This window comes from Acinetobacter sp. TUM15071 (assembly GCF_008980925.1).
GTDB lineage: Bacteria > Pseudomonadota > Gammaproteobacteria > Pseudomonadales > Moraxellaceae > Acinetobacter > Acinetobacter dispersus.
The window spans coordinates 189,558-211,332 of record NZ_BKGB01000005.1; the positions used below are offsets into that span (position 1 = coordinate 189,558).

Below are 21,775 nucleotides of genomic sequence, written 5' to 3' on the forward strand. Positions count from 1 at the left end.
AACAAGGGAGATCAGGCATGATCCACGCTGGCAATGCCATTACCGTCCAAATGCTTGCGGACGGAATTGCAGAATTCCGCTTTGACTTACAAGGTGAGTCGGTTAATAAATTTAACCGTGCAACCATCGAAGACTTCCAAGCAGCGATTGCTGCAGTGAAAGCCAATAACGATATTAAAGGCTTAGTTGTTACCTCTGGCAAATCAACATTCATCGTTGGTGCTGATATCACTGAATTCGGCCAAAACTTCGCTGCGGGTGAGCAAGCGATTGTTGATTGGCTTATGCCTGTACACGAAATCTTCAACAGCTTTGAAGATTTAGATCTACCGAAAGTTGCTGCGATCAATGGTACAGCGCTGGGTGGTGGTTTTGAAATGTGCTTGGTGTGTGACTATCGTGTGATGTCAGAACAAGCGCAAGTGGGCTTACCAGAAATCAAATTGGGTATCTATCCTGGTTTTGGTGGTAGCGTACGTTTAAGCCGTGTTATTGGTATCGACAATGCCGTTGAATGGATGGCAATGGCGAATCCTAAAAAACCAGCTGCTGCACTAAAAGATGGTGCTGTAGATGCGGTTGTTGCTGCTGACAAATTACAAGAAGCTGCGGTTGACTTAGTTAAACAAGCGATTGCTGGTCGTTTGAACTGGAAAGCAAAGCGTCAAGAAAAATTAGACGCAATCAAGTTGAACCCACTTGAACAAATGATGGCGTTCAATACAGCGAAAGGTGCGGTTCTTGCGAAAGCAAACCCAGCTCAATACCCTGCGCCAAAATTATTGCTTGATTCATTACAAGCTGGTGCAAGCTCAACACGTGATGACGCGTTAAAAGCAGAAGCACAAGGTTTTGCAAAAGCAGCGATTACGCCACAAGCAGGTGCATTGATTGGTTTATTCATCAATGACCAAGTGGTGAAGAAAACTGCGAAAAAATATGAGAAAGGTGCTCACCCTGTAAACCAAGCAGCTGTATTAGGTGCGGGTATCATGGGTGGTGGTATTGCTTACCAAGCGGCGAGCAAAGGCACACCAATCATCATGAAAGACATTGGTAACCCGCAACTTGCATTGGGTATGAAAGAAGCGAATGGCTTGCTGACCAAGCAAGTTGAACGCAAGAAAATGAAACCTGCGCAAATGGGTGAAACACTGGCCCGCATCCGTCCAACTTTAAGCTATGACGAGTTTAAAGAAGTGGATATCGTGATCGAAGCCGTGACTGAAAATCCAAAAGTAAAAGAAATCGTTCTTGCTGATACTGAAAAGCATGTTCGTGAAAACACCATCATTGCATCTAACACATCAACAATTTCAATTACACGTTTGGCGAAAGCATTACAACGTCCTGAAAACTTTGTTGGTATGCACTTCTTCAACCCAGTACACATGATGCCATTGGTTGAAGTGATTCGTGGTGAGAAGACTTCTGAAGAAGCGATCGCAACAACTGTTGTTCTTGCTCAAAAAATGGGTAAAACACCAATTGTTGTTAACGACTGCCCAGGCTTCTTGGTAAACCGCGTATTGTTCCCTTACTTTGGTGCATTTGACCTGCTTGTAAAAGACGGTGCAGATTTCCAACAAGTTGACAATGTGATGGCAAAATTCGGCTGGCCTATGGGTCCTGCATACTTGATCGACGTTGTTGGTATCGATACAGGTGTTCATGGCGCAGAAGTGATGGCTGAAGGTTTCCCTGACCGTATGAAGCCAGACTACAAAGGTTCTATCGAAGCGATGTACGAAGCAAAACGTCTTGGTCAAAAGAATGACGTTGGTTTCTACAAATACGTATTAGATAAGAAAGGCAAGAAAGCGAAAACTGTTGATCCAACAGCATACGAAATTATTGCACCGTTCGTTACTGGCGAAAAACGCGAGTTTGATAATCAAGAAATCATCGACCGTATGATGCTTGCTTTCTGTAACGAAACAGTTCGTTGCTTAGAAGACAACATCGTTGCAACTGCTTCTGAAGCAGATATGGCGATGATCATGGGTGTAGGTTTCCCTCCATTCCGTGGTGGTCCATGCCGTTACATCGACCAAACAGGTGTTGCTGAATACGTTGCGCTTTGCGACAAATATGCACACTTAGGTAAGGCTTATGAAGCGCCACAAATGTTGCGTGACATGGCTGCTAACAACACAAAATTCTACGGTTAAGGAGCGACGTGAATGGCTACTTTAAATCCACGTGACGTTGTGATTGTTGATGGCGTTCGTTCTGCCATGGGCAAATCACGTAACGGTATGTTCCGCAATGTACGTGCCGACAGTTTATCTGCTGAATTAGTACGTGCACTTGTTGCTCGTAACCAGTTTGATACCAACGAAGTTGAAGATGTAATCTGGGGCTGTGTAAACCAAACTTTAGAGCAAGGTATGAACATTGCTCGTAACATTGGTTTATTGGCTGACATTCCAAAAACCGCTGGCGGTCAAACAGTCAACCGTCTTTGTGGTTCTTCAATGCAAGCAATCCACACGGCTGCTGCACAGATTGCAACCAACCAAGGTGATGTATTCATCATTGGTGGTGTTGAGCACATGGGCCACGTTGGTATGATGCACGGCATCGACCTTAACCCAGAAGCATCTAAACACTATGCGAAAGCATCGAACATGATGGGCTTAACAGCTGAAATGTTAGGTCGTATGAACGGTATCTCTCGTGAAGAACAAGATGCTTTCGGTGTTGAATCTCACCGTCGTGCTTGGGCTGCAACTCAAGAAGGTCGTTTCAAAAACGAAATCGTTGGTGTTGAAGGTCATGATGCAAATGGCTTCAAAATCCTTTGCGACATCGACGAAGTCATTCGTGCGGATGCTAACCTTGAAGCATTCAAAGCATTGAAACCAGTTTTCGATCCTAAAGGTGGTTCAGTAACAGCAGCAACTTCTTCTGCTCTTTCTGACGGCGCATCTGCAATGTTGCTTATGTCTGCTGAGCGCGCTCAAGCATTGGGTTTAAAACCACGTGCTGTGATTCGTTCAATGGCAATTGCAGGTTGTGACGCTGCGATCATGGGTTATGGCCCAGTACCAGCAACTCAAAAAGCGCTTAAGCGTGCTGGTTTAACAATGGCGGATATCCAAACCATTGAGTTAAACGAAGCGTTTGCTGCACAAGGCTTATCAGTGATGAAAGGCTTAGGCGTATATGACAAACAAGACATTATCAACTTAAATGGTGGTGCGATTGCATTGGGTCACCCATTGGGCTGTTCTGGTGCACGTATCACAACAACATTATTGAACGTGATGGAACAACAAGATACACAAATCGGTCTTGCGACCATGTGTATCGGTCTTGGTCAAGGTATCGCGACCATTATCGAACGTGTTTAATCGACACTGAGATAAAAAGAAAAATCCCCGCACTATGCGGGGATTTTTCTTTTAGAGGAGATAGAAGTACTAACGTGGGATCAAATTATTTTGAGAACCATTGAGTGCATCTCTATACTGTTGTTGTAATCTCAAAATATCATCAACATTAACCTTAATGGTGCCATTCCGAATCCCATCAACACTATTCCGATTAATATTAAGTGGTTCTAGGATTTTAAATAGACCATTGGTTGGGTCAGAAGATTGAAAACCCGCTGCAACCGCTAAAATATATTGCTGCAGCATAGGCGAAAGCTGAGACATGTCTGGCTGTGCCGCCATAGGTTGATAATTCACAACCAGTGGACTTTCACTCACACCAACATTCTGCATGTCATTGTGAATTTTATAGACACGATGTTGCAGTGCTTGACGGACTTGCTTATCTTCCTGATAAGGCACAAATCCCACTTCTTCACGTAACTCAGATTCAGCCATGACACGAATGGTTGGTAATGAAGTAACTTCTGCTTCATTCGCATAGGCCATCGGCAAACCTGTGAAAGCCAATGCAGTGATCAGGACGGATCGTTTTAGAAAATTCATCTCTTGCTCCAAACATCCCTCATCCATAAGAAGATCGAGTTAAATAAAAGCGTCTACTTAATAGGCTACAACAAAGTGATGTTTGATTCAGTAGAGGTCAGATAAACGGTAAATATCAATCAAAGTTGGAACCTAAGATCAATTAAATTTGAGCCATTAGCTCCATTCCATAATAGGAAAACAAAACACAAACTCTTATATATAAATTTCTAATGTGCCAATATTTCCTTTAGATACAGAACTAATTGTGGAAATTCACTATAACCATCCTCTGCTAAGAAATGACCTGCGTTAGCAACAACGGTATAAGGTATCTTAAATTGTTTTGCTAATTTCAGACTCAATTCAGGCGGGACATAAGCATCATTGTCAGAAATAAACAGATGTTTATTTACAACATTCTGAAAATTAAATTTAAGATTTTGGCAGGTTAGAATATAAGAATTGAGTTGTGGCAAAGCCGGTAAAGTTTCAGTAAAACCAGACACCAGCATAATACCTCCAACCTGTGAGGGATTGCGCTTAGATAGAAAATTTAATAACGTGATACCACCTAAACTATGGGCGACAAAATAAGTATTTTTATCTATCACATGAATATTCTGTTCCAAAGTTTGTTGCCACGTCTCTACATCTGGCTGCATCGGATCAGGTAAAGATAAAATCGTTACCTTCGTATGGGCATCCTGTATCTGCCTTTGAACGGACTCAAACCAATGGTCATGTACTGTAGCCCCATAGCCAGGCACAATATAAATATGTCGTTGTGGAACTTCTTGCTGAGCCGTATATCCCAACATTGAAATACACCATAATCCAATCAAACCAACCAATTTTTTCATTCAAATCGACCACAGTTATATTGCTTAAAAGCTATGCTAAACTATGACACTAATGTCAGGGTCAAGTCGTATTTATGAATCTTGCAAAAGTTGCCAAATTGACTCAAGTCAGCCCTCGTATGCTGCGTTATTATGAGAATCTAGGACTGCTACAACCCAAACGGACTGCAAATAACTACCGAGATTACAGTCAAAAAAATATTGAAGATATTCATAAGATTAAAATACTGAATGATGCAGGCATGAACCTAAAAGACATCCAAGTGCTATTACCATGTTTTGATTTAGCAGATCGCCGTTTTAGTTTATGTTCAGTTGTATTGTCGAAACTAGAAAATGAACTTAAACAAGTGGATGGACAATTAAGCAAATTACAACGATCGCATGACTTGTTAAAATCTTTTTTAGATCATGGTACAGTTGAATCAAATACTTAGGATCATAAAGATGAAGGATATAATAAAAACGACATTCGCTATCACGTTGTCGAGCATAGTTATTACAGGCTGCGCTACTTCAACCCTGATCAAGAAAGACAATCGCAGCTATACTCGAACCACGAAAGTGACCTTGGTTGAAGACAACGTGGTGGCTTTTGGTCGACCAGCGCAAACTGCTATAAATTTACCGAAAGACAGTATCGTCATTGCAGGTCAGAAGAACAGTTATATCCTCACTCAGGGCGGTGCACAATTCGTCACTCTCATCAGCAAACTTGATCCTAAAAACATTCAAATCACTCGAGACCTCAATTTCTATTCAGAAAAAAATGACGGCAATTTTTCAGGTACTTTGCCGCTTAGTTATGTGAAGTTAAAAGAAGACCTCAGCAAGAAAGACCTTGAGTTCTTTATTGAAAATGGCGCCAAAGAATGCTCATCCTCAAGTGATGAACGCATGCAGGCACAACGCTTCTGTTTTGATCTTAAATTGAAAGGCGTGGTTTACCCAGCAGCAAATAATCTCACCTCATTAAAGCCGTTAAGCAAGGCTTATCAAGTCACAATCTATACCAACAAAGAAGAAAGTTATAAATCCAAATCCGGCTTGAATCCTTTTGAAAAACTGGTGTTGCTGCCTTTTGCAGTCGCGATTGACGTGGTCAGCCTTCCTTTCCAAGCTGCGGACAAGATTTTTGATTAACACTACAGAATAAAGCCTTTTCTAACAGGATGATGAAGTGACTAACTATGCGTTTCCTCTTCATCATCCCCTTCAAAGGTCTTGGAAATCTTCTCGATATTAAGACTCTTCGCCATCGCATCAAAGATGTTCTTATACACCCCTTGTTGCTGATAGAGTTGATGATGCTCACCATGTTCCACGATCATGCCATCCTGCATGACATAGGTATAATCCGCATCAATAATCTGTGACAGACTATGAGAAATAATAATAACCGTCCGCCCCTGCTTAATCTCATCCAGACTGTGTTTGATCTGTTCAGTTGCGATTGCATCCAGACTGGCAGTCGGCTCATCCAGAAAAATAATCGGGGGATTTTTCAGGAACATTCGGGCAATCGCAATCCTTTGTTGCTGGCCGCCTGAAAGCAATAAGGCATCGGATTGATACGCCAGTGGTAACTTGAGAATCTGCTCATGAATCGAGGCTTTTTTTGCAGCAAGGATAATTTCATCCTGTGTTGCATCCATCTTGCCGTAACGGATATTTTCCTCAATCGTTCCCTGAAAAATATGATTCTTTTGCAGTACCAGACCAATATGGTCGCGTAGATATTGGGTATCGATCTCGGTCAATGAACTTCCATTCAGTAGAATTTCACCAGACTGAGGTAAATAAAATTTATCGAGTAGACTAATTAAGGTTGATTTACCTGCTCCCGACAATCCAACCAACGCGGTAATCTTATTCGGCTGAATAGTTAAATTAATATCTTTCAGCGCATGATAGCCATTGGGATAGAAAAAATTCACCTGCTTGAGTTCAAACTTACCTGTCAGTGGCTGAGGTTTCAGTTGTCCAGAGGTTTCAATTTCATCATCGGCTTCTAAAATTTTGAAAAAGCTTTCTGCATAAATCATCGCATCATTCACTTCATCATAGATTCGATGTAGAGAGCGAATTGGTGCTGAGACATTATTGAATAGCAGAATATGAAACATGATCATACCAATGCTCATATCACCGACCAGAACAAAATAGGCCGTTAAAATGATAATGAAGACGACACCAATCTGCTCAATAAAGGTTTTTAAACCATCAAACAGAAAGCTCAGTTGGCGAGTACGCATCTGATCATCGGTCAGTTGTTTTTGTAAGGTGAGCTGTTTTTCCGCCTCAATTTGTTCACGGTTAAAAGACTTAATCACCGTGATCGACTGAATGATACTCAAGGTACCCTGACTTTTACGTTCTCGACCATCACGTAAATTTCGTCGCGTGCCACTGAGTTTCTGTGCCTGCTTAAAGGTGATCCAGAAGTAAATTGGCACGATACTCAACGCCACCAATCCAATCCAGAAGTTGGCGTAGAACATCAGACAAAGCGCAATAATTGCACTACTAAACAATGGAAAAATATCAATAAAGAAAATCTGTACCAATCGGGTAATCGAACCAATACCTCGATCAATTCGGGTCTGTAATTTCCCTGCCTGATTTTCATCTTGGGTAAAAAAAGCCAGACGGTATTGTAGAAACTTCACAATGATCGACTGTGCGACATCCTGTGAGATCAGAATCCTTAATTTTTCACCAAAAAATTTCTGCCCAAACTGAATGAAAATATTCAGCACTTCTTTGCTCAATAAAATCACGCTGATGGTAATCAGGATATGCCAGCCTGCATTTAAGCCCAGCCCTGACTCAACCACGGCATTGATCTGATCGACCGCATATTGCAAAGTTAATGCATTGACTTGTGCCGTTAAGGCACCGATCAAGGTCAGCACAAGCGTCACCGCAACCAGCCACTTATAAGGAAGTACAAAAGGTTTAACTTTATGAAATAACTGCCATAGATTCATATTCTTCGACGTCTACCTGTGCTAAGTCTGCAATGCCTGTGCGTTATCAAACTCTGTTACAACTCATCCTCTAAAACTTCAGTATTGTTTTTTTTAATTTTCTCCATCTTGGCATTCAGCTTTAATACATCTTGATAGAGTCCATTAAACTTTTTCACCTGTGTTGTTTCAGCAAAAAGAATCATTTTGTCCTTACGTTGCCACTGATATTTCTTCAGCATATCGAACATGGCTTGTGCCTTTTCAATGATTTGCTGCTCAATCGGAAAAATGTCATGGGCTTTATCTGCTTTCAGATTATGTTCTAATTTTGCTAGGAGCGACCTTCTCATTTCATTATGAATTGCCAAACTTTTTGCCTGCTGCATTGAACTGGTCTGAATCTGAATCTGTTGTCGTACTTGTTCATACTCCGCTGATGCTTTGCGCACACCCACAAACATCTGTTCCGTATTTTTATAGCCCTGTTTTCGATCTAGATCTAATCGTTCAACATTAAGAAAAGTATCCCAATTAGCAGCTTTGAGTTCACGTAAATAATGATTACGAGCTTCTACATTTTGCATCCAGTAATTCAGCAAAAACTCAGACATCAATTTATAATCGCCAGATAAACGATCATCATGAATATCCAGCTGTACGGGGGTCGACCAGTCTTGTGCCTGATCATAAAGTTCACGCATTTTCTCAGCCATCACCACTTCAAACATTTGCTGATTATTGATGGCTCGTTGTTTCAGAGTATGCTGATAAAAGAAAAATGAACCGATACAAAGCACGATAACTGTAATAAATAATAAAAAACGGCGCATATTGCCTCCAAGTATCATTATATTTTTTATGTTCTGAATCTGAGTTTAATTGATAAAACACATGCAGTTATAGTCCTTTTTATTTCACTTCTCGTAACGGAGCATTACATTTTCATCGCTTTAAATTCTACACGTTCGCCCCTATTATCTGTTTAACGAGAATTGAAGAGATCCACCATGCGTGTAGATATTTGGTCAGATGTGGTCTGTCCTTTTTGTTATATCGGTAAAAAGCGTCTTGAACATGTTGCCCAAGAAGCTGGTATTGAATTAGACATCCACTGGCATAGCTTTGAACTGGATCCAAATGCACCTGCTAAACACGACACCTCAAATACTGAACGTTTAGCCAAAAAGTATGGTCGTAGTTATGCTGAAATGGAAGAAATGGAACGTAATGTTGCAGCTATGGCCGCAGTAGAAGGTATCGATTTCCAATGGCAGAAAGCCAATTCAGGCAATAGCTTCAATGCACACCGCATTATTCACCTTGCACAAAGCAAGGGCTTGGGAAATGAAGCGAAAGAAGCATTCTTCCATGCTTACATGACTGAAGGTCTTGCGATTGGTGAGCGTGAAGTGGTTGAAGAAATCGCCTCACGGATTGGCCTAGACAATGCCGAAGTAGAATATGTGTTAGATTCAGACGAACTTGCAGATTTTGTGCGTCATGATGAACACATTGCCCACGAACAACTCAAAGTCACTGGTGTTCCTTTCTTTGTGTTTGATCAAAAACTTGCTCTTTCAGGTGCACAACCCCGTGAGATTTTCTTACAGGCAATGCAGCAAGCACAGTCAGAATCAACCGAAGAGATTGAGCAAACTGATGCAGCTCAATGTAATGATGATCAGTGCGAAATTAAACCTTAATTTAGATTGATCAAAAAACCGCTTCCAGCAACGTATGGCGGCGGTTTTTTTATAACTAATTTTCTTTTATTTCAGTCTTTTATCTTTAAATAAATACCGTTTATCGACGGTCATGATTATTTCAATAACAACATATTTTTATTCGCTGAGCTTTTCATCAAGGGATATGTGAAAGTGATCACAATTCATGCACAAATTTATAGATAAAGTTTTATCTTATGATCTACTTCTTCGATTCACTATTTTAAAATGTTTTTATTTTCAAAGAGAAACCATGACCCATATCTCGATTTAAGCGATGCAAATGAGATTTTCTACTAACTGCTCTACTATAGATTTTGCCTCTTTTTCTTCTATAATCGTCATAAAGTGACAATCTTTTGTGACTAAAATGTAGTCTTTGGAAGCTGCGTCTTAGAAGCAAATGTACGCATACATCCATATCGAAAACCGTTTGTCACAAGCGTAAAACAGCATACTTTATCAACTATAACCGATTAAAAACTGTTAGAAGCTGCTGTCACTTTGTCCTTATTCATGATTTAAAAACAGGCTCAAGCCTATCTCTAAGGAAACAATAGATGGACGTATTAGAGAAAGCACTCTTGGTTGATGAGCTTAAAACGCTGGTCAACGGGCTTAATGATGATAAAACATCACTTTTTGAAATTGCTAAATCAAAACAACGCATCAAAGACATCTGCGCATCTTGCGACGATCCTAATTTTCAGGATCAACTGACACCCTTTAAAGAATTTATTCTCAATGAAGAATTTTCTAGCGAGGATTTGGCTCATTATGGCTATGCGATGACCTATCGCGGAACCTATAACTTTATGGGCCGTGTAGAAAATGCATTATTTGCTTCAGCTGATATGGGCTGGGCAGCATTACGTCAAGCACAGCACTGGCAGGTTTGGGTGATTCGTCCTGCACTCTCCTTCTTGAAAAGCCCTTGGCTGAACTCCGCTCAAGATGCCTTACTATGGCTACAAGAGCACGCTAGCGAATATGTTAAAACAGATCATGAATTACAAAATCTGATCCCTGTCTTAGAACCGATCCAAGCTACGGATGTGCAACAAACGACAAGTAAAGACAGCCTATCTATTCTTAAAGAAGAAACTGCCAAATTCCAGACACAGCTCGAAGCAATTATTCAAGAAAAAATTCAACCCGCGCAAGTGACTCCCTCTATTCCAGCTGCAACACGGGTTAAACCGAGTTTTAGATCAAGTACACGTCCATCAGCAAACCTGAATAAGGCAAAACCGCTGACACTGAATGATTTTAATTTGGATGGTTTACTCTGCAAATTAGAACGACTGGATCCGCGAACCTTTCCATCGCTGTATCGAGTCGATTTACATAACGACATTGATCAAAATATCAAAATTGACTGGCTGTATCTGAAAGCCGAAAATGAAGCTCAACCGCTTTGGGGATCAGCACAAATTTTCATTGCTGAGCAACTTTATGCGCAGGGCCAATTTTCACATTATGTGGTCTTGGTCGGAACCCATAGTGTCGAATACGCAACCACAATTTTACAGGCCTATACCAATCAACGACATACTCGAACCAGCTCCATTCATCAAACCAGCTGGAATAATTTTAAACAACATTATCATCAGCATGAGACCTTGTTTAATGAATGTATTATGAATGGCACTCTGGTTTGGCAACGCGATCAGCGTGTTTATCCTTATATTCCTGCATCATTTATCAACACGCAGAAATTTATTCCATTTGATGAGACTGCTGCTACTTTTTTAACGCCTGTGATTTTACTTAGAGAGCGTCAGAAAATTCGTGTTATTCATGGCTTAGAACGTGTCAAACTGTCCAATGAAGACCAAGCCTACCCTTATCTATTATTAGACCGTGCCGATGGCTATACATGGCAATTGATCCGTCAGGTCATTAGCCGCTTACCTCAACCTATTTCTGTGCATGATCTCTATCAAGCCTTAGAAAATAGTGCCTTGCCAGAATCGTCTTAAACTGAACATTATTCATACGCTCTGTCCCAAGCTGTAATTCCGTGATTAGCTGCATTTTTCCAAAAGGACTTGGATCAGCTCATGCCGCTATATCTCACTAAACCATTATGATTTCTAGCATTTTTACATGGTTAAATTGCTGCTTTTTGTGTCTGATACTTGCTTTTATGGCCTCAATCATCAAAAGTTAACATAAGAACAATATATAAGTCTTCATTATGAATAATTTACAGCAAATGGTACCGACACGTATCTTTTTTGCTTTGCTAACACTTTCACTGGGTACATTGAGTGTTACCAACGCAGAAACCAATGCTCAAAACCAGCAGCCCAATTCTGCTGAAAATTCGACCACATTAAATCACGATGAAAATGCATTGGACTACATTCCACGCTGGGTTGATGCAACGCCAACAATCTTTCCTGCGCAATCCAATCAATCTACGGTCCCACCGACTGCCGAAACCGAAGACAGAACCTGGGCGGATAAAAAGCAACGCAGTATTCGTGAATGGGCTGACCGTACTTCAGTCAAAATTGATGATTGGTTTGGTGATGTCGATCCTGAAAATCCAGCCTCAGCCACTATTCGGGTAATGCTTGATAACTACTGGAATGAATATGATGGTTATGAAGTCAAACCTCGTATCCGCGGTAAAATTAAATTACCGACTTTAGAGAAAAAGGTCAGTGTGGTATTTGGTGATGACTCTCTCGATGATGAATTTAAAAATAATGTTGCCAACACCAATAACCAGCCGAATCAGGATCCAGATAAAAAATTTGATTCCAAACAAACCCGAGACAGTAATGGTTCTTTAGCCTTACGTTGGTCAAATTTCTCCAAGAAACTCCCTTTTGAAACCGATGCTGACATTGGTATTCGTTCAGGCAGTGATATTTATGCCCGCTTAAGAGCGGAAAAACATTGGGATCTACGCAATGATTTTCGCTTTAATGCAGAACAAATTTATCGCTATGGCAGCAAAAGTGAAAATTATCTGCGCACCAATTTAGAGTTGATCCACGCACGTCCAAATCAACCCTTTATCTCCAATCAGTTCAGTTTGACCTACGCGGACAAGCAAGATGATGATCTATGGTGGGATAACCGTCTTTTCCGTCAACACCAGTTCTTTGCACATAACAACTTCAATTATGGCATTTATACCGGTGGCTACTACAACAAAGATGAACTCCGTTTAAACAGTTGGGGACCGTTTGTGTCATGGCGACAACCACTCTGGCGTGAATGGTTCTATGTACAAGGCGATCTTAATTATTTTAATGATCATCGAGAAGACCGTAATCATTTTGTCAGTACTTTCGTCCGACTTGAGACCTTATTCTAGTCCTTCCATCACAGCTCATTATGCCCAATTGAAATTTTGATTGGGCATTTTCATTGCTAAAATTTCTTGCAAGATCAATAATTTTTTAAGCTTCGACTGTTATCATTATTTTCTTTTATTTTTCTTCACTTTAACATGTATCAACGATACGCTTTGGCTGTGTATTTTTTGATTGTAGGCAATCTTTGCCTCGGCGAGCTACTGACCCCCTTCTTTCCAATATTCTTACCGCTTCATAGACATTTCAATCGCACATCAAATCCATTCTTAGATCAAAAGACTTGGCATCCTCTCACTCAAAAACAAGCCTCAAAAACCTTTGCTTGCGATGTTGCAACAGAAAGACCAGAGGAGCAATTCAATGATGCTCAACTGAGTCAGGAGTTGATGGCCGTTTTTGGTGAAGATTCATTATGGCAGCGTGCACAGCAGCCTCCTCCACTAAAAAAACTTGGTAAAGTCACCAAACATCATCAATCACATAAAAATATCAATTCGCCTAATCCTGTCAGCGCAAGTTGGAGTACGATTTCAAGTTGGTTACCCTTTAACAATGATCTAGATCTGGGTTCGAACTCCAATACTGATATTTATGTGCAATTTCTTGCCAAGAAGCAATGGAATTTACACTCAGGACTGAATCTGGATACGGCGCAAATCTTCCGTTATGGCTCAAGCAGTAAAAACTATGCGGAAACCAATCTAAATCTAACCCAGATGTTTCAGCAACAAGCATTATTCTCAACTCAATTCAATCTGTCGAAGACCCAAGATGAAGACTACACTTGGCGTAATCGAACTTTCCAAAAGTTGCATTTGCTCTCCAAAGACAACCTCAGCTATGGCATTGTCAGTGAAGGCGATTATGAAAAGAAAGAACTTCGAGTCAATCAATGGGGGCCTTATTTTTCTTGGAAGCGTCCTATTTGGCGTAACTGGCTGTATATGCAAAATGATCTGAATTATTTAAATGTGCCTGCCGATAAACAGGACAATCATTTCAGCTATCAAATGAGCTTTGAAGCCCACTTCTGATGAAAATAACAACACCACTGTGGATAACTTTAAAGTTATCCATACACATAAAAAAACCTCTGCCGAAGCAGAGGTTTTTTTATGATTAAAACGCTTATTTCAATAACAAGCTATTAATACGTTTAACATAGGCTGCTGGATCTTCTGGTAAGCCACCTTCTGCAATCACAGCCTGATCAAAGATGACATTGGCCAAATCATCAAACTGCGCTGAGTTTTCTAATTTTTTCACCAAAGGATGCTCAGGGTTGATTTCCAATGTTGGCTTAATTTCAGGAACAGCTTGGCCTGCTTGTTTCAACATACGAATTAGCTGTGGCGAAAGTTCCCCTTCACTGGTAACCAAACATGCAGGAGAATCCACTAAGCGCGTCGTCACACGCACTTCTTTAGTCTTGTCTTTTAGTGATGTACTCAAACGGTCTACCACAGGCTTAAACTGTTCAGCCGCCTGCTCTAAGGCCTTTTTCTCTTCAGCATCTTGTAGATCACCAAGATCAACGGCACCTTTAGACACGTTCTGCAATGGCGTACCATCGAACTCAAATACAAAGTTCATGGCCCACTCATCAACGCGATCCGCCATGAGTAAAACTTCAATGCCTTTCTTCTTGAATACTTCAAGTTGTGGCGAGTTTTTCGCAGCCGTTAAATTATCCGCAGTCACATAATAAATCGCTTTCTGCCCTTCTTTCATGCGTGCCTTGTAGTCGGCAAAAGAAGTACTGATCTCATCATTATTTGAAGTCGCATAACGTAATAATTTTAAGATACGTTCACGATTACCCGTGTCTTCACCTAAACCTTCTTTCAATACTGAACCAAATTCAGTGTAGAAGGTTTTAAATTTCTCTTGGTCTTTCTCATCTTCCGATTTTGCCAAGCCATCCAGTAAGGTCAATACACGACGCGCATTACCTTCACGAATGGTTTTTACATCACGGCTTTCTTGTAAGAGTTCACGGCTGACGTTCAGCGGTAAATCCGCACTGTCCACCACGCCTTGAACAAAACGTAAATAATTTGGAATCAGGTTATCTGCTTCATCCAAGATAAATACACGTTTTACATACAGCTTAATGCCTGCTATTGCTTCACGGGTAAACAAATCCTGTTTGGCCTGACTCGGGATATACAGCAACTGAGTATATTCAGTGCTACCTTCCACGCGGTTATGCGCCCATGCCAAAGGCTCTGCAAAATCGTGGCTCAGGTTCTTATAAAACTCGATGTATTGCTCATCAGTGATTTCACTCTTGTTGCGCGTCCATAACGCACTTGCTGAGTTGATCGCTTCCCATTCATCCGTCTTCACCATTTGACCGCCTTTCGGTTCTTCACCTTCAGCGACCTCTTCCTCTTGCCACACTTCTTTTTGCATTTCGATTGGCAAACTGATGTGGTCAGAATATTTATTGATGATTTGTTTAACCTTCCACGACTCTAAATAGTCAAGTGCATCATCACGTAAATGCAAGATGATGTCTGTACCACGTGTTGCTTTCTCAATCGTTTGAACTTCAAATTCACCTGTACCACCACTGATCCAACGCACAGCTTCAGCTGCATCCAGCCCTGCACGACGTGATTCAACGGTAATTTTATCGGCAACAATAAAACCTGAGTAGAAACCGACACCAAACTGACCAATCAACTGGGCATCTGATTTTTGGTCGCCTGTTAGCTTAGACATAAAGTCTTTGGTACCTGACTTTGCAATGGTCCCTAGGTTATCAATGGCTTCTTGTTGGCTTAGACCAATCCCGTTATCTGAAATAGTTAAGGTTTTATTATCTTTATCCAAGCTGACGCGAACACGTAAATCTGGATCATTTTCATAATATTCAGGGTGATTAATCCCTTCAAAACGTAACTTATCGCAAGCATCCGATGCATTTGAAATCAATTCACGTAAGAAAATTTCAGGGTTGGAATACAGTGAATGGGTCACTAAATGCAATAACTGAGCAACCTCAGCTTGGAAACTATAATTCTGTGCGACTTGCTCACTCATAAATCACTCCTTATCTGTGCTTATATCTTGGAATGATTTATGAATGGTGCATATCTTGGATTTTTCAATCCTTGATGTTTATTTTTCAGCTAAAAATCGCACAAAAGTTACAATTAGAATGGACCTTGACTCAAGACTCGCGTCTGTAGAAGTTGATCTAACTGTTGCTGTCTTTGTGCATAGGCACGCTTCAGACACGGGCTATTGGCAGCACAGGAATTACGCTGTTTTAACCATTTAAATTGTTGATCTTTCTCTGCATCACGACCACCCATAGGTAAAGCATGCAGAATGATTTGGTAGGTGGTCGCAAGTTTGACATCGGCATCATTTAAACTGCGGTCATTGCAAATCTGTTGTTCAGCTTTTAGCTTCGCCGCCTTACAAGAGAAACTCGCTGCCTGAGCTTGGGACAAAATTAATAAGGGTGTGAGTAATAATGCTGTCGTTATCAATTTTTTCATCATGGATCATTCACTTTTATTTAAGCTTATGTCTCAGCATACAAAACTCAAGTGTTGAAGCCTGTATTGGTTTTATATTCAAATTGCAAAAATAAAAAACCTCACACAAGGTGAGGTTCTTCAATCTTTCACTGACTTAGAACTTGTAGCTATAACCTAATGTATACACCACTGGATTGAGGTCTAAATCAAATTTAGTGCCATCGACCAAGGTCACTTCTGGGCTAATGTCTGCATAACGCACATCAACATAAACACCCCAGTTTTTCGCATCAGCAGGCTGGAAGTTAAAACCTAACTGACCGGCAAAACCAAATGCTTCTTTTACATCTTTCGCTACACCCTTTTCATGCCAAGGGATGAAGGCTGTACCACCGACACCAATATATGGCGTGAAGCGAGTTGAGTTTTTAAAGTTATATTTCGCTGTAATTGTTGGTGGTAAATGGCGAACACTCGCAACAGACTCACCATTTAATAAAACATCATGCTTCACAGGTGTCGCCAATAAAATTTCAGCTGAGAATGGCGTTTCACCAAAGAAATATTCAACCGATGGCGTAAATGCAAACTCGTAATCCCCTTTTACAGTTGCACCTGGCTTTAAAGTTACATCCGCAGTTGGATCAATTAAACTCGCACCTACTTTAACTTGAAAGCCCCCTGCAAATGCAGTTGAAGATAACCCCAATAATGCAACAACCAATACTTTCTTTAACATTAAAACAACCTCTTTAACAATTTATGTTCTTGTTCAACATAATAAACACGGGTTTTTACATTATGCAATACTTATTAATTCCGACCATTTAAATCTATTTTGTAATATGTTGAATATTAATAAAATATAATTGTTAAAATATGTAATATTTATTAATTCAGACCTTTTTAGTCCACTTAAATCACTATAAAACCTAGCATTTCAATCAGAATACATCAATTTCAAATATTAGATAAAGTTTTTAGAAAAATTCAATTTAGATGGATTAAAAAATATAGTCACATAAAACTTAATATTAAAATCACATTATAAAATCAGATTAAAAAAGAGACAAAAAATGTCAAATACTGATTATTTTTATATTTTAATTCTAGAAAATATACAAGCATAAAAAATGGCTCTTAAAGAGCCATTTTCATTATAAAACCATTGCGGCAATCCAGCCAAAAATAAGCAGCGGGATATTAAAATGTATAAAAGTCGGCACAACCGTATCCCAAATGTGATCATGTTGACCATCTACACCTAAACCAGCTGTTGGTCCTAAAGTCGAATCAGATGCAGGTGAACCCGCATCACCTAATGCTGCAGCGGTACCAATTAAAGCGATTGTTGCTAAAGGTGAGAAGCCAAACTGTACACACAAAGGTACGTAAATCACGGCCAGCACAGGCACACTTGAGAACGATGAACCAATACCAATCGTCACGAATAAGCCGATAAAGAGCATCAGGAACGCAGCTAATGCATGGTTATCACCAATGATATGCACCACGCCATTAACCAGATGGGTAATATCACCTGTATGGGTCATCACTGAGGCAAAACCTGCCGCAGAGATCATGATAAAGCCCACTAGCGCCATCATTCGCATACCTTGTACAAATACGTCATCAGCATCTTGCCATTTAAAAATACCTGATGCGGACAACACTGCAAAACCAACCAAGCCACCTAGAATCATCGAACCTGAATAGAGCTGAGCAACCAGAGTTAAACCAATCGCAAGAACGGCCATAAACATGGTTTTCTTGGAGATATAAGGTACATTCTCAGCTTCTTGTTTGAGTTCTTCAGCATCCGCTTTGAGATCATACTCTGCTTGTGTAGTCACTTTCAGTGGCTTGTCTAGATCAATGGTTTTAACTGGTGTAATTGAACGATCAACATAAATACGCGGCTTACGATAGCTAATAAATACCGCAACTAAGGTACCAATCACCATCCCTAAGACTGGAATCGCCATACCGATTGGCATCATGCCCCGTTCCACATGCAAACCGTAAGCTGCGCCAATCTTGTTGATATTGCCCATCAGAATTTGTTCAAGGAAAATCGCACCAAAGCCAACAGGCAGGAAAATATAGGTCCCGACCAGGCCTAAAGTCATCACACATGCTGCCGCTCGACGATCTAGCTTCAAGTGGTTCATCACTTTCAATAAAGGCGGAACCAATACCGGGATAAAGGCAATATGTACAGGAATCAGGTTTTGAGAGAAGATTGCAGCAATTAGTAGAATCGTTAATAAAAGATATTTCACCTTTTTCTGCTGGTTTTTACCTGCTTCCATTCCTAATAAACCAATCAGTTTATGGGCCAGTAAATCGGGCAATCCAGACTTTGAAAGTGCCAATGCAAATGCACCTAATACTGCATAAGCCAAAGCAACTTCAGCACCATCACCCAAGCCAGCATTAAATGCTTCTACAGTTTGAGAAAGACTTAGACCAGCGACCAAGCCTCCAATAATGGCTGAAATCACCAAAGTGAGAACAACAGAAACTCGTGCCAGTGACAAGATAAACATCACGGCAATCGCAATTACGACAGCATTCATGAACAAATTCAGGAGCAAAGAAAAGGCGATATTCTAGCAGATTCATTAAAACCTAGCTGAAAATATCGCCGTCTTATTGCTAATCTTAAGTGATTTTTAGCTTAATAAATCCACTAAAGCCTTAAGCAGCTTGACGTTGCACGAATTGACGGATCAGTTCAGCAATTTTTTCAGGCTGACTCAGTACCGCCCAGTGGTTGGCATCCAGTTCGACATACTCAAATTTTTCCACCCATTTCGGCATTGCTTCAGTGATGTACTCTGGACTCACAAAAGCATCACGCTGTAGCACGATCGCTTGTACAGGGCATTGTGCATAGCGTTGGCGTGGCTGAGTAAGAGATGGGATAAAATTGGCACGGTAAAGATTAATACCGTATTTACCATCCGCCACAATATTGGCATTCAAAGGTAAATTTTTCTTCTTTTCCAAACCACTTAGGATCTTGCCCCATTTTTCTGGACTAAAGAATGTCCATACCGTTGGTGCAACTAAAGGTAAATGGAAAGCACCGATATACCAAGATTTGGTCAGCATTTTCAGTACATTGCTTGGTGCAGATTTAAATTTTTCACGCAGATACAAAGAAGCATGATCTAAACAAGGACCTGAAATCGTCGTATAAGACAATAAACGACCTTTTAATTTTGGTTCAGTCGCTGACTCCCAAGACTGTAACGAGCCCCAGTCATGTGCTGCCATGTGAAAGTTACGGCCTGGGATCACGGCATCAACCACTTCTTGAAGGTCCAATGACAAACGTGGCAAACGATAATCTTTGATGCGCTTAGGAATCGAAGACAGACCTGCACCACGCACATCATAAGTCACCACATAGTAATCATCGACAAGGTTTTCAATGATCGGCTCCCAAACTTCCTGATTATCTGGATAGCCATGTACTAAAACTAGAGGTGTTTTTTTCTCATCTCCCCATGTTTTGACACAAAGCGTTTGCTGATCAGACGTCGTTACTGTTTTTACTTGTGCTTGCATAATTCTTTCCCATTTTGTTTTCTATCGGCTTGGTCATAAAACAGCCATTGCCAGCGATGCAATAAAAATGATACTTATGGAGTATGAATAGAGTTGCAAGAAAAAAAATTGACCATGAAAGACTTTTTCAAAAAAATTCGAACCATTCCTGCGATTTCCAGATTTCTGCTCAATCATTACTCACCTTATCGCGGTGCAGGTATTGAGATTGAAACCATTGATCTGGATGATTACTACATTCGAGTCAAAATGCCGCTTACAAGACGTAACCGCAATCTTGTCGGAACGCATTTTGGTGGTAGTTTATATTCGATGGTCGATCCTTTTTATATGCTGATTCTGATTCATCATTTGGGGCATAAATATATTGTCTGGGATAAAAGTGCCACGATTAACTTTCTCTCACCAGGCCGTAATACAGTGTATGCTGAGATTCAACTGAATCGTGATGAAATCACTGAAATCAAGAAATTGGCTGAAAATCATGAGCCTGTTCTACGCCATTACACATTGAATATTGTTGATGAAGCAGGAACGCGAATTGCAGAAGTTGAAAAGGTTCTTTATATCCGTCGTAAAAAACCCAAAGCCAGTGCTTAGCGCCCTTCACATAAAAATGCCTGCAATCGTTTGCAGGCATTTTTGAATCTGATGAGCAGAAATTATCTCTTTTTCTCTTGGATTGCGGCACCCGCACCACCACCGATTGCACCACCAATAGCAGCGCCTGAGTCACCACCAAAGATTGCTTTACCAACGACAGAACCGATACCAGCGCCAATCGCGCTACTGGTGGTAGAACTGCTATTCGCGCCCTTCGCATTGGCACCCACACCTGCACCCGCAGCTGCACCAACACCCGCACCTAATCCGCCACCAACATGGTTACCTAGACCACCACCGACAGCACCACCAAGGGCTGCTGTACCAATACGCTGGTCAGAGGCACTCATATTTTGACAGCCTGTAAACATTACCGCCGATAACACCAAAGTTGAAACTAAACCAATTGTTTTTTTCATGACTATACTCACTTCTATACCTTCTAGTGAAAAGCATAATCTTCTTTTATGGGGAATTTGATCACATTGTGTTATCACAATGTCCTAATCGATTGATATTTTGTAAAGCTAGATTGGATTACTGGTTCAAGCTAGCTAAAAGCAGCTCAGAGTTGGCAAACACTTAAATTAAAAATAATAGGGATATGCTGAATTAAAATTTGATGTTATTCAAAATGTTTAAAACAAATAGCAGATAGGCTAAATAAATAATAGATATTCATATTAAAGCTCTCTCAGCAATCATAGTGTTATCGCTGAGAGAGGCTCTTTTAAATGACAGAGAAAAAGAACCTGATTTAAATATTTAAATCAACAGCTCTGTCATCTGCAAGTTTAAGCTCAGGCTTAGTACTTGCCTTTTTTCTCACCATAAGCAGAACCAGCACTACCACCAAGTGCACCACCTACAGCCGCACCTGAATCGCCACCCAATACTGCACCACCAATCACTGCACCTAAACCAGCACCGATCGCACTGTTTCTGGTATTTTTACTATTTGAACCTTTAGCATTGGCAGCAACACCCGCGCCAATTGCAGCACCAAGACCAGCACCAAGGTTACCACCCACGTGCTTACCTACTGCACCGCCTGCACCACCGCCAATTGCAGCAGAACCAATACGTTTGCTTTCTGGGCTCGCATTCTGGCAACCCACAAATAGTGTAGTTGACATTAAACCAACACCCGCAATCATCATCATTTTTTTCATTAGAACTACTCCTCTCTCAGATGTGCATAGAATAGTATTGTTTAATGAACTGTTTACTTTGATTAAGTAATCAAATACGAAAGCTCTAATGTGTTTTTGTAACAACTGCTTTA

Annotated in this window: 20 protein-coding genes; 9 read left to right on the forward strand and 11 right to left on the reverse strand. The window is 40.6% G+C overall.

Annotation, left to right across the window (positions count from 1 at the left end; translation table 11 throughout):
* The first annotated feature begins 17 nt into the window (after positions 1 to 17).
* On the forward strand, positions 18 to 2,171 hold the full coding sequence (gene fadB, locus GBI66_RS06855; protein WP_078197576.1) for a fatty acid oxidation complex subunit alpha FadB: 2,154 nt from the start codon (positions 18 to 20) through the stop codon (positions 2,169 to 2,171).
* Between the two features lie 12 nt (positions 2,172 to 2,183).
* Positions 2,184 to 3,356 (forward strand): acetyl-CoA C-acyltransferase FadA, encoded by a 1,173-nt coding sequence (gene fadA / locus GBI66_RS06860; protein WP_004802276.1) that lies wholly within the window; start codon positions 2,184 to 2,186, stop codon positions 3,354 to 3,356.
* 69 nt (positions 3,357 to 3,425) lie between these two features.
* On the opposite strand, the gene GBI66_RS06865 is transcribed toward fadA, so the two are convergent.
* Positions 3,426 to 3,944, reverse strand: coding sequence for a hypothetical protein (locus tag GBI66_RS06865; RefSeq protein WP_151715588.1), 519 nt, complete (start codon positions 3,942 to 3,944; stop codon positions 3,426 to 3,428).
* Positions 3,945 to 4,153: 209 nt separating this feature from the next.
* On the reverse strand, positions 4,154 to 4,786 hold the full coding sequence (locus GBI66_RS06870; protein ID WP_151715589.1) for an alpha/beta hydrolase: 633 nt from the start codon (positions 4,784 to 4,786) through the stop codon (positions 4,154 to 4,156).
* A gap of 74 nt (positions 4,787 to 4,860) precedes the next feature.
* On the opposite strand from GBI66_RS06870, the gene GBI66_RS06875 reads away from it, so the two are divergent.
* Together GBI66_RS06875 and GBI66_RS06880 are read left to right on the forward strand one after the other, a co-directional pair.
* Complete coding sequence (locus tag GBI66_RS06875; protein WP_151715590.1) at positions 4,861 to 5,223, forward strand: MerR family transcriptional regulator; 363 nt, start codon at positions 4,861 to 4,863, stop codon at positions 5,221 to 5,223.
* A 10-nt stretch (positions 5,224 to 5,233) separates the two neighbouring features.
* Complete coding sequence (locus GBI66_RS06880) at positions 5,234 to 5,929, forward strand: hypothetical protein (RefSeq protein WP_078197568.1); 696 nt, start codon at positions 5,234 to 5,236, stop codon at positions 5,927 to 5,929.
* 41 nt (positions 5,930 to 5,970) lie between these two features.
* On the opposite strand, the gene GBI66_RS06885 is transcribed toward GBI66_RS06880, so the two are convergent.
* Positions 5,971 to 7,776 carry an ABC transporter ATP-binding protein gene (locus tag GBI66_RS06885; RefSeq protein ID WP_151715591.1) on the reverse strand — a complete coding sequence of 602 codons (1,806 nt, stop codon included), beginning with the start codon at positions 7,774 to 7,776 and terminating at the stop codon, positions 5,971 to 5,973.
* Positions 7,777 to 7,832: 56 nt separating this feature from the next.
* Positions 7,833 to 8,588 carry a hypothetical protein gene (locus tag GBI66_RS06890; RefSeq protein WP_151715592.1) on the reverse strand — a complete coding sequence of 252 codons (756 nt, stop codon included), beginning with the start codon at positions 8,586 to 8,588 and terminating at the stop codon, positions 7,833 to 7,835.
* Between the two features lie 177 nt (positions 8,589 to 8,765).
* On the opposite strand from GBI66_RS06890, the gene GBI66_RS06895 reads away from it, so the two are divergent.
* From GBI66_RS06895 to GBI66_RS06910, 4 genes are all read left to right on the forward strand, one after another.
* Positions 8,766 to 9,461: a DsbA family oxidoreductase gene (locus GBI66_RS06895; RefSeq protein ID WP_151715593.1), complete on the forward strand. Its 696-nt coding sequence runs from the start codon at positions 8,766 to 8,768 to the stop codon at positions 9,459 to 9,461.
* Positions 9,462 to 10,042: 581 nt separating this feature from the next.
* Positions 10,043 to 11,464 (forward strand): hypothetical protein, encoded by a 1,422-nt coding sequence (locus GBI66_RS06900; RefSeq protein ID WP_151715594.1) that lies wholly within the window; start codon positions 10,043 to 10,045, stop codon positions 11,462 to 11,464.
* A 218-nt stretch (positions 11,465 to 11,682) separates the two neighbouring features.
* The gene (locus GBI66_RS06905; RefSeq protein ID WP_151715595.1) at positions 11,683 to 12,816 is read left to right on the forward strand and encodes a hypothetical protein; all 1,134 of its coding nucleotides are present in this window, start codon (positions 11,683 to 11,685) and stop codon (positions 12,814 to 12,816) included.
* Positions 12,817 to 12,951: 135 nt separating this feature from the next.
* Positions 12,952 to 13,851, forward strand: a complete 900-nt coding sequence (locus tag GBI66_RS06910; RefSeq protein WP_151715596.1) for a selenocysteine synthase — start codon at positions 12,952 to 12,954, stop codon at positions 13,849 to 13,851.
* A 94-nt stretch (positions 13,852 to 13,945) separates the two neighbouring features.
* Here the strand turns inward: GBI66_RS06910 and htpG are convergent, their stop codons facing one another.
* The 5 genes from htpG to GBI66_RS06935 all read right to left on the reverse strand — a co-directional run bounded on the left by htpG (position 13,946) and on the right by GBI66_RS06935 (position 19,887).
* Positions 13,946 to 15,865: a molecular chaperone HtpG gene (gene htpG / locus GBI66_RS06915; RefSeq protein WP_151715597.1), complete on the reverse strand. Its 1,920-nt coding sequence runs from the start codon at positions 15,863 to 15,865 to the stop codon at positions 13,946 to 13,948.
* Between the two features lie 113 nt (positions 15,866 to 15,978).
* The gene (locus tag GBI66_RS06920; RefSeq protein WP_032864566.1) at positions 15,979 to 16,329 is read right to left on the reverse strand and encodes a lysozyme inhibitor LprI family protein; all 351 of its coding nucleotides are present in this window, start codon (positions 16,327 to 16,329) and stop codon (positions 15,979 to 15,981) included.
* A 136-nt stretch (positions 16,330 to 16,465) separates the two neighbouring features.
* On the reverse strand, positions 16,466 to 17,050 hold the full coding sequence (locus tag GBI66_RS06925) for an OmpW family protein (RefSeq protein WP_151715598.1): 585 nt from the start codon (positions 17,048 to 17,050) through the stop codon (positions 16,466 to 16,468).
* A gap of 418 nt (positions 17,051 to 17,468) precedes the next feature.
* Positions 17,469 to 18,890, reverse strand: a complete 1,422-nt coding sequence (locus tag GBI66_RS06930; RefSeq protein ID WP_005191876.1) for a Na+/H+ antiporter family protein — start codon at positions 18,888 to 18,890, stop codon at positions 17,469 to 17,471.
* A 121-nt stretch (positions 18,891 to 19,011) separates the two neighbouring features.
* Positions 19,012 to 19,887, reverse strand: a complete 876-nt coding sequence (locus tag GBI66_RS06935; protein WP_005191875.1) for an alpha/beta fold hydrolase — start codon at positions 19,885 to 19,887, stop codon at positions 19,012 to 19,014.
* Positions 19,888 to 20,001: 114 nt separating this feature from the next.
* Here GBI66_RS06935 and GBI66_RS06940 point away from each other — a divergent pair, with 114 nt between their 5' ends.
* A complete protein-coding gene (locus tag GBI66_RS06940; RefSeq protein ID WP_151715604.1) occupies positions 20,002 to 20,487 on the forward strand; it encodes a DUF4442 domain-containing protein in 486 nt (161 codons plus the stop codon).
* A gap of 62 nt (positions 20,488 to 20,549) precedes the next feature.
* Here the strand turns inward: GBI66_RS06940 and GBI66_RS06945 are convergent, their stop codons facing one another.
* Together GBI66_RS06945 and GBI66_RS06950 are read right to left on the reverse strand one after the other, a co-directional pair.
* Positions 20,550 to 20,909 carry a YMGG-like glycine zipper-containing protein gene (locus GBI66_RS06945; protein ID WP_004774022.1) on the reverse strand — a complete coding sequence of 120 codons (360 nt, stop codon included), beginning with the start codon at positions 20,907 to 20,909 and terminating at the stop codon, positions 20,550 to 20,552.
* A 387-nt stretch (positions 20,910 to 21,296) separates the two neighbouring features.
* Positions 21,297 to 21,662: a hypothetical protein gene (locus GBI66_RS06950; RefSeq protein ID WP_004774021.1), complete on the reverse strand. Its 366-nt coding sequence runs from the start codon at positions 21,660 to 21,662 to the stop codon at positions 21,297 to 21,299.
* Between the last annotated feature and the right edge of the window lie 113 nt (positions 21,663 to 21,775).

Coding starts and splice junctions, on each gene's coding strand:
- fadB (WP_078197576.1), top strand. CDS start 18: ATGATCCACGCTGGCAATGCCATTACCGTCCAAATGCTTGCGGACGGA.
- fadA (WP_004802276.1), top strand. CDS start 2,184: ATGGCTACTTTAAATCCACGTGACGTTGTGATTGTTGATGGCGTTCGT.
- GBI66_RS06865 (WP_151715588.1), bottom strand. CDS start 3,944: ATGAATTTTCTAAAACGATCCGTCCTGATCACTGCATTGGCTTTCACA.
- GBI66_RS06870 (WP_151715589.1), bottom strand. CDS start 4,786: ATGAAAAAATTGGTTGGTTTGATTGGATTATGGTGTATTTCAATGTTG.
- GBI66_RS06875 (WP_151715590.1), top strand. CDS start 4,861: ATGAATCTTGCAAAAGTTGCCAAATTGACTCAAGTCAGCCCTCGTATG.
- GBI66_RS06880 (WP_078197568.1), top strand. CDS start 5,234: ATGAAGGATATAATAAAAACGACATTCGCTATCACGTTGTCGAGCATA.
- GBI66_RS06885 (WP_151715591.1), bottom strand. CDS start 7,776: ATGAATCTATGGCAGTTATTTCATAAAGTTAAACCTTTTGTACTTCCT.
- GBI66_RS06890 (WP_151715592.1), bottom strand. CDS start 8,588: ATGCGCCGTTTTTTATTATTTATTACAGTTATCGTGCTTTGTATCGGT.
- GBI66_RS06895 (WP_151715593.1), top strand. CDS start 8,766: ATGCGTGTAGATATTTGGTCAGATGTGGTCTGTCCTTTTTGTTATATC.
- GBI66_RS06900 (WP_151715594.1), top strand. CDS start 10,043: ATGGACGTATTAGAGAAAGCACTCTTGGTTGATGAGCTTAAAACGCTG.
- GBI66_RS06905 (WP_151715595.1), top strand. CDS start 11,683: ATGAATAATTTACAGCAAATGGTACCGACACGTATCTTTTTTGCTTTG.
- GBI66_RS06910 (WP_151715596.1), top strand. CDS start 12,952: ATGTATCAACGATACGCTTTGGCTGTGTATTTTTTGATTGTAGGCAAT.
- htpG (WP_151715597.1), bottom strand. CDS start 15,865: ATGAGTGAGCAAGTCGCACAGAATTATAGTTTCCAAGCTGAGGTTGCT.
- GBI66_RS06920 (WP_032864566.1), bottom strand. CDS start 16,329: ATGAAAAAATTGATAACGACAGCATTATTACTCACACCCTTATTAATT.
- GBI66_RS06925 (WP_151715598.1), bottom strand. CDS start 17,050: ATGTTAAAGAAAGTATTGGTTGTTGCATTATTGGGGTTATCTTCAACT.
- GBI66_RS06930 (WP_005191876.1), bottom strand. CDS start 18,890: ATGAATGCTGTCGTAATTGCGATTGCCGTGATGTTTATCTTGTCACTG.
- GBI66_RS06935 (WP_005191875.1), bottom strand. CDS start 19,887: ATGCAAGCACAAGTAAAAACAGTAACGACGTCTGATCAGCAAACGCTT.
- GBI66_RS06940 (WP_151715604.1), top strand. CDS start 20,002: ATGAAAGACTTTTTCAAAAAAATTCGAACCATTCCTGCGATTTCCAGA.
- GBI66_RS06945 (WP_004774022.1), bottom strand. CDS start 20,909: ATGAAAAAAACAATTGGTTTAGTTTCAACTTTGGTGTTATCGGCGGTA.
- GBI66_RS06950 (WP_004774021.1), bottom strand. CDS start 21,662: ATGAAAAAAATGATGATGATTGCGGGTGTTGGTTTAATGTCAACTACA.